The organism is Zavarzinella formosa DSM 19928 (assembly GCF_000255705.1).
GTDB classification, from domain to species: domain Bacteria; phylum Planctomycetota; class Planctomycetia; order Gemmatales; family Gemmataceae; genus Zavarzinella; species Zavarzinella formosa.
The window spans coordinates 911387-927016 of sequence record NZ_JH636439.1 but is presented as its reverse complement, the minus strand read 5'-3'; the positions used below and the strand labels follow the sequence as shown (position 1 = coordinate 927016).

Genomic DNA, 15630 nt, shown 5'->3' with positions numbered 1-15630 from the left:
GGCTCGCCGGGGTGTTTCAACCCCGCTTTCCACCGACTTTGGTCCCTGTCGTTTGTTTTGCAAACCACACAAACCTTCGTCGCGAGTTACATTTCTATACTCCCGCACACACATGTCAACAGGTCCCCAAAACTTTTTTGGAAATCGATCCACCGTGATCGTTGTCTGAAGATCCCGACGAAGTCAGGCATCACCGATTTGAGAAGTGATTTTGAGTATCTCCCCAATGTCGAAGAGTCGTTTGGCCTGTTGCAAATCAGGTTCCAATGCAGCCAGTTTGATTCCGAGTTGATAGGCGCACCTCAGGAGTTCCAAGAGAGGTTCTCTGGCGGGGCTGAACACTTTCCATTCCGGTCCGAGGCTGGCCACAGTCCGGTAGGTGGTGGCCGAATCCGCGGAGAGAAACAGGGCGATCGCCTTCTGGCCATCTTTCAACTGCCAAAGGGCACATTCCAACTGATCGCCATCAATGCGGTAGACGACAAAGGGTTGAATTTCATCATTCATGCCAGTTTCTCACTCGGGTTTATTCGGCTGGTGTAGCCCGAAGTCACGGATTGTTCGTGTGATTTCCTTGAGATGCTCGTGCAGCCGTGGTATCTTCATCACACATACCAATCGCCCTTCGCGAACCGCCACACTCTGTGGAAGAACATTCTTTCCAACCAACCGCCGCATCATGACTGCGAAATCGTGGGCTCTCCTACTCGGATTACTTGTATTTGGCGGACAGAAAGCCGCAGCTTTTCCAAGACTTTCACGTCCTCTTCCGGCAGTCGTCCTGTTGAATGGGTTGTTGGAATCCCATTGGCAGGAACAGCACATCAATCCCGCAAAGCAGGCCTCGAACGAAGCGATCTTTCGCCGGGCGATGTTGGATCTGCTGGGCCGTGTGCCCACCCCGTCCGAGCAAGAAGCATTTGCAACGAACAGTTCACCTGATCGTTTTGAAAAAGCAGTTCAACAGATCCTGTCCGGCCGAGAATTCTCATGGTATTTTGCGACCGTGCTGGATGACATGATTCAAGGATCGGCCGCCGGGAATGAACGCTTTCTTGGCTATTTGCGAGAGTCACTGCGGGAGCACAAGGGTTGGGACACGATCTTTCGGGAGGTGTTGATTGGTCCGTGGGACAACGAGGCCCGCAAGCCGGCCAGTGTTTTTCTGGAAAGCCGTCTGAAGGATGTCGATTTGTTGACGACAGATGTCACACGGTCGTTCTTCGGGGTTGATATTTCTTGTGCCCGCTGTCACAACCACCCGTTGGTGCAGGATTGGAAACAAGACCACTATTACGGCATGGTCGCGTTTCTGGTCCGCACCGGTGGCGGCAAAGGTTCGGTGACTGAAAAGCCCGAAGGGGAAGCGAAATTCACCCGGAAACATGGCAAAGAACAAGTGGCCCCGATGATGTTTCTAACGGGCCAAAAAATCGAAGAACCGGCCAAACCAAAATTGCCCGCGCCGAACAAACCGCCCGTATATAGTCGGCGGGCCGAGTTGGTAAAGTCCGCGATGCAGGACAAACGGTTTCTGAGCCAGGCATTCGTGAATCGTTGCTGGGAGTATCTGTTTGGCCGAGGGTTGGTTGATCCGGTCGATCAGATTCATTCGGGGAACCCCGCCTCCATTCCCGCCGTTTTTGACTGGCTGGCCGATGATTTTGCCGAACATGGCTACGACATTCGCCGCCTGATCGCTCTGATGGTGACAAGCCGAGCTTACCGGATGGATGGAACTTCGCCGCCGGGAGCCTCAGCTCCGGGGCCGGAACACTTTGCCGTGAGCCGGTTGCGGCCGCTCACTCCTCGCCAGTATGTCACCTCTGTGATTATTGCGTTGGGAGACGATCAATATCGGTCAACTCCGGAACAGCAAGCCGCCATTGACAAACGCCTCACGGAACTGATGCCGAGATTTGATCCGCGAACGCGGGAGTTTCAAAGCAGCAGTCGGGAAGCTCTCTTTGTCTCCAATAGCGATGCGATGGCGAAGCTATTCGACGCCAAAGAAAATCATTTGTTGGCCCGGTTGAAACAACTTCCTGACCATCGGCAGCGGGTTCAAGCGGCGATAATGGCCCTGTTTGGCCGCGCGCCAACTCAAGCGGAAACGGACCATCTGGTGAAATGGCTGACGGCCCAAACGGATTCCAAAGCGGCCGTCGATGACTTGGTCTGGGCGTTGATCGCCTCAGCTGAGTTCCGATTTAATCATTAATCAACGGGGGAATCATCCATGAGATGGTGTGGTTCGCCGGAGCATCGGATTCATCGTCGTTCGTTCCTTGGGGGGACGCTCGCGGGATTGGTTTCAACGGTCAACCTTGGCGGGATCGGCCTCTCAGCCGCCGAACCGACGATCGCCCCCTTGCGACAACGCGGCAAGCAGGTGATCTTTATCTGGCTGGCGGGAGGCTCCAGTCAATTCGAGACGTGGGACCCCAAACCGGGCCGGGACACCGGCGGGCCTTTCCGCACCATCGGCACAAGCATTCCGGGTTATCATGTCTGCGAATTGATGCCAAACATTGCGAGTCGGATGAAGCATATCGCCGTTGTCCGCTCCTTGAACACCGTTCAAAGCGAACACGAACAAGCGGCCGATTTGGTGAGCATCGGGCGTCCGAAGGAAGCGGCCCTCGACTACCCCGAAATCGGCGTGGTGATGTCCAAGGAGCTGGCTGTCCCGGACAGCGAACTGCCTGATTATGTATCGTTTTTCACCACTTCCGAAGGGCGTCGTCGGCCCCGTGTGGGATTTCTGGGGGCCAACCACTCTCCTTTGTTATTGGAAAAATCGATTCGCCCCGAGGATCTTGATCCCCCGCCGGGCATGAGTGAAATCCGGCATCATTCCCGAGAAGATTTGCGAGCATTGTTGAGTGATCGATTCGCCAGACAACAAGCCGGATCAGAAATCGTTCGTGGCTATAACAGCGCCTATCAAAAGATTCGCGGGTTGATGCGATCCGATCATCTGTTTAATCTCGAGAAGGAACCGCTGACTGTTCGGGAACGCTATGGACGAAGCCCGTTTGGCCAGCAATGTTTGCTGGCGAGAAGGTTGATTGAAGCCCGCGTGCCCGTTGTGAAAATCGCCCGCGGATTTTGGGACAGCCATCATGACAATTTCGAGAGCCACCGCGAATTGGTCCCTGACTTTGACCATGTTTTCAGTGTGTTGATTGATGATTTGGCGGCTCGAGGATTGTTGGAATCGACCCTCGTGATGGTTCTTTCCGAATTTGGCCGGACTCCCGTTATCAATCAGGATGTGGGCCGCGATCACTTTGCGGCCGCCTGGTCGGTGGCGATGGCCGGGGCGGGAATTCGGGGCGGGACCATTTACGGCCAGACCGACGCCGACGGCAGGGCCGTCAAAGACGGCGAGGCAAATGCGAGCGATCTGGCGGCGACAATTTATCAGGCGGTCGGCATCGATCCTCGCTCCGAATATCAAGCGGGGTTGCGGCCCGTGCCGCTGGCCAAGGAAGATGCCCGTGTCATCAAGGAGATTCTCCGATGAATCCCGTGAAGACCCCACTCGATCCCAAAGCCATCAAATTACTGGCGAATTACGATGTTCCCGGTATTCTCTATGGCCTCGCCGTATCCGGGGATGGCAAAACCTTGTTCGGGGCCGGACAGGATGGAGCGCTCCATTCCGTTGATTTGCGGGCCGACAAACCGAAAGTCACGAAACAAAACCCGTTTCACGATAACTATGTTTCCTCGTTTGTCTGGCATGACGGCATTCTGATTTCGGGAAGTTACGACCGGCACATTCACTGGACTGATCCGAAGACCGGCAATTGCGTGCGGAGCATCATTGCCCATGATGGCTGGGTCCGCAAAATCGCGATGACTCCGGATGCAAAACATCTGGTTTCCATCGGTGATGACATGCGGGTGAACGTGTGGGATTCCCGCGATGGAAAGCGGCTGGCCAGCATGACCGGCCATGAGGCCCGCACGCCTGAAGGCTATCTCTCAGCCATGTACGCACTGGCGGTCAGCCCGGATGGCCGCCATATCGCCAGCGGTGATCGGGCGGGGTTTGTCTGTGTTTGGGATTTGTCGACGGGCAAGACAGTTTCCGCGTTTCGGGCCACGGATTTCTACACTTTTGATGCCCAAAAACGGGCCAGAGCCATCGGCGGTGTTCGGGGCTTGTGCTTCTCGGCCGACGGCAACCGTCTGGCCGTCTCGGGAATCGGGGCGGTGACAAATGTGGACGGGTTTGTCGGTCCCTGTCGGCTGGAATGGTGGGATTGGAAAGCGGCGAAGCGATTAATGATCGGCCAAGACAAGCATTTGGCCATCCTGAATCATGTCATCCTTGGAACTGATGAAAAGAGCCTGATCGCCGTGGGCGGTGGCGATGGCGGCGGGGCGATGGTTTTCTGGAATGGAACCGATGCCCCGCCCCAAGTGGCGAAGCCAAAAGGGCACTTGCAAGCGGTGTTGCTCAATCCTGACGACAACCGTTTATATGCGGTCGGGCACGGCGGTTTTCAAGTATGGGGGATGGACGAATCCCCAAAAGGAAATCCCGACCCTCGGAGGCTACTTCCCTTTTAACGACTCCAAATACGCCAGCAACGACGCCAGTTCGGGAACCGTGAGATTGTCGGCCAGTTTCTCCGGCATCACGGACACCTTGCTGGTTTTTCGGTCTTCGATGTCGCTCTTTTTGATGATCGTCACCACGCCATTGCCATCGCGGAGTTCGATCTCGGCCACGGTATCCTTAGTGACGAAGCCTGTGAACTTTTTGCCGCTCGACAGTTCAAAAATGTGGGTCTCAAATCCTTGGGCCATCTTCGCGCTTGGTTGAAGGATCGATTCCAACAGATCATTCCGGCTGTATCGGGCCGCAATCCCCGCGAGCGACGGTCCCTTGGGCGTTTCCGACGGGGAGACGGTGTGACAGTTGACACACCCGGAGCGGTTGAACAGCCTCGCTCCGACTTCGACGTTCCCCTTCTCTTTCAGAACAAGCGGCATTACTTCGGCCGGCTTCATCTTGCTGATGGTCGGCAAATTGCGGGCGTTCGGCTCAATCTTCAGTGACGCCATCGTCGCCTTGGCGGCCGTGGCAAGTTGGGGATCAGCACCGTCGATCAACGGCCGGATTTGCGGAGCGTAACTGGTCAGGTTCAAACGGGTGACGGCCTTCAACAACGGCAACGCCGTTTGAGGATTGGTCCATGCTTGAAGAACAGCCTTCTCAGCTACTGCCCGGTTTTCCCGGTTGCCGAAGTTGCGGTCGGCGATGGTGGCCAGCACGCCAAACGCCAGTTCACGTTTCGCGGGCGATGTCTCGGCGATCATTTTCACGAACTCAGCCACCGCATCGACTTGCCGACCATCGCGGACAAATTCCAGCCACACCTTTTCGATTTCCGACGGCAGTTTTTCTTGCTTCGTGAGAATGTCCAACATGGCCTCGCGGGCTTTGGGGTTGCCGTTCAATTTGGCAAGAACCCTCAACGCCCTGGCCCGCTCGGCCTCCGGTTCTTTGGGATTATCAGCCACCGAGATGAACAGCGGCACCGCCTCTTCCGGAACATTTGGGATGGCGGCAAACACATTGACCGCCATTCGGTGGAAGGCGGGATCATCCTTCGCCAGCGTCAGCAATTTGGCCGAAATTTCCGGCAGTTCCACACGGTTGCGGTACAGTTCCGGGATCAACCATCTCAGCGTTTCAGCGTTGGCCGAGACAAGGGCGTCCTTCAATACCTTGCGAATCTTCTCGGATTCCTTCCAAGCAACCGGATTGTAATATGGGCCGCGTGTGTCGGGCCGGGTTGTCCACCATTTGCCATCCCATTCGGCTTCTTGTTGTGACAACCGGGCCAGCGTGCGAAGGATTCCCTGACGCAACTTCTCGTCTTTGGTCTCCGCCAATCGGGCGAGCAAACCATCCACGACGGCAACTTCATGCAGCGATTGCAAAACTCTCAATGCCCCTGTGTGGAGGCTTGTCTCGGCCGAATCGAGTGCTTTGAGACAAGCATCGCATGCCCGCAGGGAAACAAGGGCATTAATGGCGATATGCGAAACCACCGGGTCTTCGTCGGCAGTCAACGGCAACAATGCTCCGGCTGTTTCGATTTTGTTGAGTCGATTCAAGGCGATCACGGCCTGCAACCGCACTCGCGGGTTGGCGTCCTTCAATGCCTCAACAAACGGTTGCAGCGAAACACCGCCGAGTTGGCCGAGATGGTCAGCCATTGCCTTAATGGCATATTCCCGCAGGTTTTGTTGTTTCATCAGTCGAAGCAATGCCTCATTCGATTTCTCACCGAGCAATTGCTTGAGCGTGAAAATCGCCGCCACCGCAACGGCAGGCGATTCTGTTTTTGCGGCCAGTTGCTCCAATTTCTCGGCGAATAGCGGCTTCGCCCCGCGCCGCAGGATTTCCCGTTGAGCGTACAGTCGCCGGGTGTGGCTGTTGGAACCGACATGCCCGACAAGTTCTTCGTCGGTCGCTTTTTTCAGGTCGGGAAACGGGACAAGTTTCCAATCCTTGTCCGTGACGCGGACGACAAACCCGACATTCGGGTTGCTGAAATCGAAGCCGCCTCCCTTCCAACTTGATGCGTAAAACCGGCCGGAACCATCCACATCCATATCGGTCGGGGCGGGGATTTGCAGGAAGGTCTTTTTGTCAGCTTTGTAAGTGGAACCGTTGGGTTTCAACGGATGCTGGTCAATCGAGCTTCGGCCCCACTCACAAGTGTAAAGGCCGGTGCCGAATCCTTCGGGAAAACCGGGTTCGTCGAGATAGAGGGAGCCTGTCGGCGAGCCGCCGCCGTAATCGAAAAGCGGCTTGATGATTTCTTCCGGGAAGTTCACGAACAAGCGAGGATAGCCGTAGTGCCCGGTCATGATGTTGTGGGCCAGGCGAACGTCCCAGCCGCCGCCGTCGTTGGTGTTGTCACGAGTGAACAGATCGAGTGTCGGGCTAACGGCCACATCGTAAATGTTCCGTTGACCGTCGCACACCAGTTCCAAACCGGAACCGTCGGGCCGCACACGAACGATGCCGCCACCGCGAAGTTGCAAAGTTCGGCCGTCGGTCCCCTCGGCTTTGAGGAAGCCGTAGTCACCGATGGCCATGTACATCCAGCCGTCGATGCCCATGCGGAAGCCATTGGTTGTGTGGTCGGCCCCACGAAACTTGAGATCGAAACCGATCCCTTTGACGAGAACTTCGTGTTTATCAGCAACACCATCGCCGTTGGTATCGTGGTAGGCGCTCAGCGTCGGGGGATGCAGCACATAGAGAGTGTTGTTGTCCCACCACAAACCGCGAGGGCTGTCCACTTCGGTGAATGTGTTGAACTTGTCAGCCTTGCCGTCGCCATCCGTGTCGATGCAACGGACGATCTTGCCCTTCCCCGGCTTTGCTCCGAGCGAACCGTTGAGATCGACCCCGACGAAGACCGTGCCATCAGGAGCAGCCGCCAGACAGGTCGGATACGAGATGTCCGGCGGGGCAGCGAACATCGTCAAATTGAAGCCCGCCGGAGCGGTGACACCCTGCAACTTCGGGCCTTTGGCGACGGGAGCGGATTTGGGATCGGCGGGAACCAGCTTTTTGCCGAGAACTTCAAACTCATGGAAACTAGCCCAACAACCACTTGGCAAACTGGTGATGGTGATGCGGACATACCGAAGGCCGTTGGCCGAGAATTGGTGCGTCTGGGTTTGTTCGGTGAGATTTCCCTTCGTCTGATCGACGAGCGGCTTCCACGTTTTCGCGTCTTCCGAACCTTCAATCTTGTAGCGATAATTTGCCTCATCTTTCTCCCAGACAACCCGACACCCGGTGATGTCTTCGGGCTTACCGAGATCCACCTGCCACCACTGATTGGCGGCCGCCCCGTTCGCGCACCAGCGGCTCTCGGGGTCGCCGTCATTGCCCTTGGCGGCATTGCGGCTCTCGTCCTGCGATGAAGAAGCCGTGGCGGGTTTCCCCTTGGCCAGATTTTCGGGGACCATCGCCGGGGGCGCGCCGGTCGCCAAATGTGAAGCGGCCAACATGACTAACAATGCTTGAAAAACACGGGTCAAACTGATCGACATATTCCTCTCCTCGGTTATCGAAGAGTTTACAGAATCCGCCGATCATGGCGTTCAGGATGGTGACGGGTTCTTTCTCTTCAAAGAAGTTTCCATTCACGGGCCGCGTGATGCGATACCCTACACTTCTGGAAATGCCACGGTAACGAGACGGACATGGATAAAGTTCGTTCAACAGTCGGGGTCGGGTCGGTTGAGGAAGTCTACCGGTTGGAATCCCGGCGGGTTTTCGCCACCTTGGTGCGCCTGCTTGGCGACTTTGACTTGGCCGAAGAAGCCCTGCACGAAGCCTTCACCACGGCCATCGAACAATGGCCTCGCGATGGCGTGCCGGAGAATCCACGAGCTTGGCTCGTTTCGACCGGGCGTTTCAAGGCGATCAACGTGCTGCGACGCCGTGCGAAGTTCGCGGCCTCGCTGGCTTTTGTCGCCACCCGCTTGGAGGAACTTGGCAAGGAAACAGCGGAACCGGCCGATCAGGATGTGGAGGACGACCGGCTTCGGCTTGTGTTCACCTGCTGCCATCCGGCACTGGCGCCCGCCACTCAAATCGCCCTGACATTGCGGGAAGTTTGCGGCCTCACCACCGAGGACATCGCCGCCGCTTTCCTGACGGCCCCGGCGACCATCGCCCAGCGAATCGTGCGGGGAAAGGCCAAAATCCGGGCGGCCAAAATCCCGTACCAAGTGCCCTCGCTGGCCGATTTGCCCGACCGGCTCGATTCGGCCCTGACGGTGATTTACCTTGTCTTTAATGAAGGCTATTCTGCCTCCGCTGGGGCCTCGCTGACTCGCAGCGACCTTTCCGAAGAGGCCATCCGGCTCGGGCGGTTAGTGGCCGAGTTGCTCCCAGATGCCGAGGTATTGGGCTTGCTGGCCTTGATGCTTCTGCACGAATCTCGACGGACGGCGAGAACATCGCCCACCGGGAATATCATCCTTTTGGAGCAACAAGACCGCTCCCGATGGAATCGCGATCTGATCGCCGAGGGCCGGGCATTGGCGGCGAGGGCGGTCGCCGAGCCGACATTCGGGGCTTACGCCATCCAAGCCGCGATTGCGGCCGTCCATTCCGAGGCAACCACGGCGACCGACACGGACTGGAAACGAATCGTCGCCTGGTACGATCTTCAGGTACAAGCCGATGCGTCCCCGGTGGTGGAACTGAACCGGGCTGTCGCGGTGGCCATGCGAGATGGCCCGAAAGCCGGTTTGTCACTCGTCGACGCCATCCTGAACCGGGGTGACCTGACGGACTATCATCTGGCTCATGCCGCCCGCGCGGACTTCGCACGGCGACTCGGACGATTCGACGACGCCCGCCTTTCCTATCAACGGGCTTACGATCTCACCCGGCAGGAACCAGAACGCCGATTTCTGGAACAGCGGCTCCGGGAAATTTCCTGAAAAAGTTTTATGGGTTGTCGATTTGTCCCCCCGCCAAGCGATTACAAGATGAAACGACCCGGCGGCGTTACGGGTTCTCTTCCGAAAAGGTCATGCCATGAAATACATGATGCTCGTTTATACCGATGAAACCATCTGGACCGAGAATGAGCGGGAAGCATGTTTTTCGGAATCGGTCGCGCTGACTCACGAACTGCACGGCAAGGGCCAATACCTCACGGCATCACCCTTGCATCCGGTGGCAACAGCCACCAGCGTCCGCGTTCGAGAAGGCAGAAGGCTTGTCACCGATGGGCCGTTTGCCGAGACGGCCGAACAACTCGGCGGATTTTATCTGATTGACGCCACCAATCTCGACGAGGCCATTGCCATCGCCGCCCGTATCCCCGGCGCCAAGAAGGGGACCATTGAAGTGCGGCCTGTCTACGAACTTCCCGGTCTGCCACGCTTAAATTAACCCCAAACGTCGAACCATCCCAACCCAAACGATTGACAGGAACATGACACCTGTGCGGGGCCGTTGTGTCGATTTTTCCTCGTAATTGCTCACCCTCGCCCTGCGATTGATGAGCGGAAAGAACTATTCCATGAATGCGAATTTGAACACCGCCCCGTCAAAGGCCCGGCTTTGGACTGGCCGAATCGTCGGCGGTTTGCCGGCTCTTTTTCTGGTCCTTGATGCCGTGATGAAATTGGTGAAGCCCGAACCAATCGTGAAGGCGACCGTCGAACTCGGCTTCCCGGAAGCCGCGATTGTGCCGCTCGGAATCGTGCTGCTGACCAGCACGATTCTTTACCTCATCCCGCGGACGGCCATCCTCGGGGCCGTGCTGCTGACGGGTTATCTCGGCGGGGCGGTCGCCACCCATGTGCATGTCGGGCACGGGGCTTTTGAAATCTTGTTCCCGGTCGTTTTCGGCATGCTGCTCTGGCTCGGCCTCTGGATTCGTGACGCACGGGTGCGGGCGTTGATGCCCCTCCGGCAAATGTGAAAAAATCTTGGCGACGTGTCGATTTGAAACAATGGCATTTGACTACCTGGCAAACCCAAAGAAACTCAATCTCAGGAGAACGTCGATGAAAGTCATCGTGATGGTGAAAGCCACGAAATCCTCGGAAGCCGGCGAGATGCCGAGCGAGCAACTGCTGACCGACATGGGCAATTACAACGAGCAACTCGTCAAGGCGGGCATCATGCTCTCAGGCGAAGGATTGCACCCCAGTTCCAAGGGCGTGCGGGTCCGGTTCTCCGGCGCCAATCGGATGGTGATTGACGGGCCGTTTGTCGAAACGAACGAACTGGTGGCCGGTTTCTGGATGTGGAATGTGAAGTCGATCCAAGAAGCCGTCGATTGGGTGAAGCGATGCCCAAACCCGATGATGGAAGATTCAGAAATCGAGATTCGCCAAGTGTTCAGCGCCGAGGATTTTGGCGAGTCATTCACCCCAGAACTCCGCGAACAGGAAGCCAGCCAGCGTGCCCGGATTGTGGGGTTGGAGACTCCTCGCTTTGAAAACGGCCGTGCCTTCCAGATCGCCGGATTGAGCGGCCATTACACCCAAGACACCCGGAAGCAGATCCCGGATTTGTGGTGCAAGTTCATTCCCCATGTCGGCAAAATTCCCGGCCAAGTGAGCGGTGAAACCTACGGTGTCTGCTGGAATTTCCAGCCGGAATGCACGTTCGATTATCTTGCCGGCGTGGAAATCCCGGCCGGAGGTCAGTTGCCGACGGGCTTCACCCAAGTTCAAATTCCCGCCGGGCGTTATGTGGTGATCCCCTTCTCCGGCCATGTGTCGAAGATCACGGAACTCTTCGACACCATCTGGACAAAGTGGCTTCCCGAATCGGGGCTGAAAACCGCCGACACCCCCGTGTTCGAGCGGTACACGGAAAAATTCAACACCACCACACTCTCGGACGGCATCGAGATTTGGATTCCCCTGCAAGCGTAAAAACCTCAATCCTCACACCTGTTCATTGGAGACATCATGGCCACGAAGATTTTTGTCAACCTCCCGGTTCGGGATCTCAAGAAGTCGATCGAGTTCTTCACCAAGCTTGGCTATTCGTTCAACAAACAATTCACGGACGAAACAGCCACTTGCATGGTCATCAGCGAGGACATTTATGCCATGCTGCTGACCGAGGAAAAATTCAAGCAGTTCACCCCCAAGGAGATCTGCGACGCCACCAAGCAAACGGAAGTGCTGATTTGTCTGTCGTGTGAAAGCCGCAGCCAAGTCGATGAGATCATCGGCAAGGCCGTCGCCGCCGGGGGCGCGACTTACAAGGCCCCGATTGACTACGGCTTCATGTACGGCAATGCGTTCCACGACCTCGACGGCCACACATGGGAATACATGTGGATGGACCCGGCCGCCATTCAAAAGGGTTGATGATTCTTCGTCGAAGTTGTTCCCGGCCGATTGCGATTGTCAAATCAAGCGTGATCGGCCCACATCACTCAACCCACTTTGCGTTCCTGATGGCATGATAACTGCTGATCTTCTGGAAAGAAAAACAGGCAACCCCAGACATCACACGCAAGGTGCGCCGTCATGAAAAAGAATCCACTGAAGGCCGGCCCCGTGACGATGCCTTCATCGAACGGTTCCCCCTCGACAACAAGCTCCGCAACCATGCCGACTCTCGCCAGACACCATTATGTCCGGTTGGTTTCCGAAGAAGACATTCGGAAGTTTGCCTACCAGAAATGGGAAGAAGCGGGAAAGCCAGACGGCGACGGTCAGCAATTTTGGCTTGAAGCGGAATCGGAATTGACCCACGGCTACCCGAAGACGACCTGAAGGGCCTTCTTCACGAATGGTCATTTCTTGGGGTGCCATCCTCCACACGCTACTCGTGAGGGCAAGAAGTTCTTTTACGCTCACACACTCAAGCAAATCAGCTTTTTCTTGCAAGCCAAGGGGCTACAGAGCTTGGGGTTTCACGATTTGAAAAGCGGTCAAAACCGACCGAAAAGTGGCCTGAAGATGCCAAAAATGGTTGTCCGGCGACCATTTTTGGACAATTGGACACCCACCCAAGTGGTCAAAAACAGCGGGCCAACTGAACACAATTTTGCAAAACCCCCGGTAAATCGACACGTCACCTGATGATTTTGGAGTAATCCTGAGCCTTTTGGGGGCATTTCCAATGGCCCAAAATGAACCCTCAACGATGATTCCAAACTGTTTGAAGTGAGCCATGTGGACCAAATGGTGAATTGGCCCAGACAGGTAAAACAGGTCACATTTCCCTTTTCATCAATCACGATTGATCCGATTCAGACACACTTGCAAGCGTCATCCGAGCGATTTTAGCTGTCGTTTTCTTCAGCCAACGATCCCAAAACAATATTTAAAGCAACCGCTTGACATGGACGATGAGTTGGGTTATTAGTTAAAACAGTTGTTTCAAGCACTCGATTGTTCACCAAGATTCTGGAACAACCAATGGCTCGGGAAACACCGACCGACGAATCGATTTCCAATGTGGATGCCACCCGGCAACGCTTGTTGGAGGCGGCCGAGGAAATCTTTGCGGAAAAGGGTTTTGAGGCCGCCACCACGCGCGAGATTTGCGAACGAGCGGGCGTGCGGAACATTGGGGCGATCAATTACCACTTTCAGGGGAAAGAACGCCTGTACGCGGAGGCGGTGCGGTTTGCGATGTCCACCTGCGTGTGCGGGGCGCCGTTTCCCGAGTGGCCCGCTGGAACGAGTTCCCGGCAAAAACTTCGGGACTTCGTTCGCGTGATGATGGCCCGGATTTTGGAGGTGCCCCGCCCCTCGGCGATGCACCTGATGAATCGCGAGATGACCCGGATCGCCCCGTCGGAAGTCACGGCCAACGCCGTGCGGGAAAACATTAAGCCGATGGCGGACTTGTTGACGCAGATTCTGGCCGGACTGCTTCCCGATCTGCCCTTCGAGAAGCGGGTGTTGATCGGGTTCAGTGTGATCGGCCAGTGCCTTTATTACCGGCAAAATCGCGTGGTGGGCGAAGTGTTGTTCGGTCGGGACGTGACTCGGAATTACAACGCGGAGTTCCTCGCGGAACACATCGCGGATTTCACACTGGCGGCCGTCGGCAAACTCGCGGACGACTGACTTTTTCGGAGGGGTGGGCATGGTCTGGATCGCGCTCAAAATGCTCACCGGCGACCGCACCAAATACATGGGGATCGTCTTCGGCGTGGCGTTCGCCTCCATGCTGATCTCGCATCAAGTTTCCATTTTCCTCAGCATCATGGCCCGCTGCACGTCGCTCATCCGCAATGTGCAGGAGGGCGAAATCTTCGTGATGGACCCGACCGTGCGACAGGCCGACGAAGTGATCGGCCTCTCCGATGATGACCTCCACCGTGTTCGTGGGGTGGACGGGGTGGCATGGGCCGTGAAGTTTTACCGGGGCACCGTCCGGGCGAGGCTTCCGGAAGGCGGCCCGAAGGGTCACGGCGATTTTCGCAGCGTGGTGTTGCTCGGGTTGGATGATGCCTCGCTTGTCGGTGCCCCACGAAAAATGTTGATGGGGAGCGTGGAGGATCTTCGCAAGCCGGACGCCGTCATCATCGACGAGGCGGGGTATTTCTACCTGTTCCCCGGCCAGCCTCACCAGATTGGCCAGACGATTGAAATGACCGACCGCCGGGCGGAAATTGTCGGGATTTGCGAAGTGGGCCAACCATTCCAGTCCATGCCGATCTTTTACACAAAATATTCGCGGGCGATGCAGTTCTCCCCGCCCGAACGCCGGCTGCTTTCTTACATCATCGTCGAGCCGGAAAGCGGGGTGCCCGCCCCGGTGGTGGCCCAACGCATCATGAACGACACCGGCTTGCAAGCGCTCACCAAGGAAACCTTCCGCTGGAACACGATCCAGTTTTACGTGCAAAACACGGGCATTCCGTTCAACTTTGGCATCACCGTAGTTCTTGGCTTCGTGGTCGGCATCGCCATCGCCGGGCAGACGTTTTACCTGTTCACAATTGAAAACCTCAAACAATTCGGGGCCTTAAAAGCGATGGGGACGAGCAACCTCCGCATCGTGGGAATGATTCTCGTTCAGGCTCTGGTGGTTGGTTTGATCGGCTACGGATTGGGCGTCGGCGGCACGGCTTTGTTCTTCACGCTCACCCAAGGAGCCATCCCGCTCAAAGGGTTTCACATGCTCTGGCAGGTGATGGCCGGAACAGCGGCGGCTGTTTCGATTATCGTGGTGCTGGCCAGTTTATTGAGCATACGCAAGGTCTTGGTGCTGGAACCGGCCGTGGTGTTCCGGTGAGCGTGGGTTGAACTGTCATCCGTGGTTATTTGGGGCAAGACATCCATCTGGCGAAAACGGTATCGAAGGAAACTTGTTCATGAACGCCACTCAACCAATTCCCAAAAGTCTTTCGACGGCGGCGTCAGCCAGTCAGTTTGCCGTTGTCTGCCGGGGAGTGACGAAGGATTTCGGGACCGGCGAGGCCCGTGTGCAAGTGCTGCGCGGCGTTGACGCGGAAGTTCCGTATTGCGAGATGACACTTCTCGTCGGCCCGTCGGGTTGCGGCAAAACCACGCTGATTTCACTAATCTGCGGATTGCTGGACGTGACGGACGGAGAGATTCAAGTTCTTGGGGAAAACCTCAGCCACATGAGCAGTCGCCGCAAGACGGCGTTCCGCAGCGCCAATGTGGGCTTTGTTTTCCAGCAATACAACCTGCTTCCCTCGCTCAACGCCGCCGAGAACGCGGCCGTGCCGTTGATTATCGGCCGCCAGCCTCGCAGCCATGCCATCGCCAAGGCCACCGAAGTGCTGAAACAAGTGGGCCTCGGGGACAAAATCCGGAGCTATCCGAATCAAATGTCCGGCGGCCAGCAACAACGGGTGGCGATTGCCCGCGCGCTGGTTCATGATCCGCGATTGCTGGTGTGTGATGAACCGACGGCCGCCCTTGATGGCAAAAGCGGCCAAACCGTGATGGAACTACTGCGAACTGTCGGCCGTCGCGAGGACCGGGCAGTCATCATCGTGACACACGACAACCGGGTGCATCATTTCGGCGACCGGATCATCGCCATGTCGGACGGCAAAGTGGAAAGCGTCACGACCGGTTCTCAACCGGTCAACCATTAAA

15 protein-coding genes and 1 pseudogene are annotated in these 15630 nt (G+C 56.6%); 13 read left to right on the top strand and 3 right to left on the bottom strand.

Features of this window, described 5'->3' with window-relative positions; genetic code table 11:
* Positions 1-183: 183 nt before the first annotated feature.
* Positions 184-507 (bottom strand): hypothetical protein, encoded by a 324-nt coding sequence (locus BGIM_RS0104750; RefSeq protein WP_020468652.1) that lies wholly within the window; start codon positions 505-507, stop codon positions 184-186.
* A 289-nt stretch (positions 508-796) separates the two neighbouring features.
* Here BGIM_RS0104750 and BGIM_RS0104745 point away from each other — a divergent pair, with 289 nt between their 5' ends.
* From BGIM_RS0104745 to BGIM_RS0104735, 3 genes are read left to right on the top strand one after another with little or no spacing between them, the layout of a single operon-like run.
* Positions 797-2221, top strand: coding sequence for a DUF1549 domain-containing protein (locus BGIM_RS0104745; protein WP_162136217.1), 1425 nt, complete (start codon positions 797-799; stop codon positions 2219-2221).
* 18 nt (positions 2222-2239) lie between these two features.
* Positions 2240-3529: a DUF1501 domain-containing protein gene (locus tag BGIM_RS0104740; RefSeq protein WP_020468650.1), complete on the top strand. Its 1290-nt coding sequence runs from the start codon at positions 2240-2242 to the stop codon at positions 3527-3529.
* The gene (locus BGIM_RS0104735) at positions 3526-4584 is read left to right on the top strand and encodes a WD40 repeat domain-containing protein (protein ID WP_020468649.1); all 1059 of its coding nucleotides are present in this window, start codon (positions 3526-3528) and stop codon (positions 4582-4584) included. The genes BGIM_RS0104740 and BGIM_RS0104735 overlap by 4 nt, the downstream gene beginning before the upstream one ends.
* Here BGIM_RS0104735 and BGIM_RS0104730 read toward each other — a convergent pair.
* Positions 4570-8058 carry a DUF7133 domain-containing protein gene (locus BGIM_RS0104730; protein WP_162136216.1) on the bottom strand — a complete coding sequence of 1163 codons (3489 nt, stop codon included), beginning with the start codon at positions 8056-8058 and terminating at the stop codon, positions 4570-4572. The genes BGIM_RS0104735 and BGIM_RS0104730 overlap by 15 nt on opposite strands.
* Positions 8059-8253: 195 nt before the next feature.
* Here BGIM_RS0104730 and BGIM_RS0104725 point away from each other — a divergent pair, with 195 nt between their 5' ends.
* The 6 genes and pseudogenes from BGIM_RS0104725 (at position 8254) to BGIM_RS0104705 (ending at position 11904) form a co-directional block, all read left to right on the top strand.
* The gene (locus BGIM_RS0104725) at positions 8254-9504 is read left to right on the top strand and encodes an RNA polymerase sigma factor (protein ID WP_020468647.1); all 1251 of its coding nucleotides are present in this window, start codon (positions 8254-8256) and stop codon (positions 9502-9504) included.
* Between the two features lie 97 nt (positions 9505-9601).
* Positions 9602-9961 (top strand): YciI family protein, encoded by a 360-nt coding sequence (locus tag BGIM_RS0104720; RefSeq protein WP_020468646.1) that lies wholly within the window; start codon positions 9602-9604, stop codon positions 9959-9961.
* Between the two features lie 130 nt (positions 9962-10091).
* On the top strand, positions 10092-10496 hold the full coding sequence (locus tag BGIM_RS0104715) for a DoxX family protein (protein WP_020468645.1): 405 nt from the start codon (positions 10092-10094) through the stop codon (positions 10494-10496).
* An 85-nt stretch (positions 10497-10581) separates the two neighbouring features.
* A pseudogene (locus tag BGIM_RS68165) lies at positions 10582-10992 on the top strand (YciI family protein); the annotation flags it as partial.
* Positions 10993-11460 (top strand): GyrI-like domain-containing protein, encoded by a 468-nt coding sequence (locus BGIM_RS68160; RefSeq protein ID WP_390566150.1) that lies wholly within the window; start codon positions 10993-10995, stop codon positions 11458-11460.
* 36 nt (positions 11461-11496) lie between these two features.
* A complete protein-coding gene (locus BGIM_RS0104705; protein ID WP_020468643.1) occupies positions 11497-11904 on the top strand; it encodes a VOC family protein in 408 nt (135 codons plus the stop codon).
* Positions 11905-11972: 68 nt separating this feature from the next.
* Here the strand turns inward: BGIM_RS0104705 and BGIM_RS62495 are convergent, their stop codons facing one another.
* Positions 11973-12149, bottom strand: a complete 177-nt coding sequence (locus tag BGIM_RS62495; protein ID WP_157368610.1) for a hypothetical protein — start codon at positions 12147-12149, stop codon at positions 11973-11975.
* Here BGIM_RS62495 and BGIM_RS62490 point away from each other — a divergent pair.
* From BGIM_RS62490 to BGIM_RS0104675, 4 genes are all read left to right on the top strand, one after another.
* Positions 12148-12315 carry a DUF2934 domain-containing protein gene (locus BGIM_RS62490; RefSeq protein ID WP_193788943.1) on the top strand — a complete coding sequence of 56 codons (168 nt, stop codon included), beginning with the start codon at positions 12148-12150 and terminating at the stop codon, positions 12313-12315. The genes BGIM_RS62495 and BGIM_RS62490 overlap by 2 nt on opposite strands.
* Positions 12316-12963: 648 nt before the next feature.
* Positions 12964-13620, top strand: a complete 657-nt coding sequence (locus BGIM_RS48680) for a TetR/AcrR family transcriptional regulator (RefSeq protein ID WP_157368609.1) — start codon at positions 12964-12966, stop codon at positions 13618-13620.
* Positions 13621-13639: 19 nt separating this feature from the next.
* Positions 13640-14794: an ABC transporter permease gene (locus tag BGIM_RS0104680; RefSeq protein WP_020468639.1), complete on the top strand. Its 1155-nt coding sequence runs from the start codon at positions 13640-13642 to the stop codon at positions 14792-14794.
* A gap of 79 nt (positions 14795-14873) precedes the next feature.
* Positions 14874-15629 carry an ABC transporter ATP-binding protein gene (locus BGIM_RS0104675; protein ID WP_020468638.1) on the top strand — a complete coding sequence of 252 codons (756 nt, stop codon included), beginning with the start codon at positions 14874-14876 and terminating at the stop codon, positions 15627-15629.
* Position 15630: the final 1 nt, after the last annotated feature.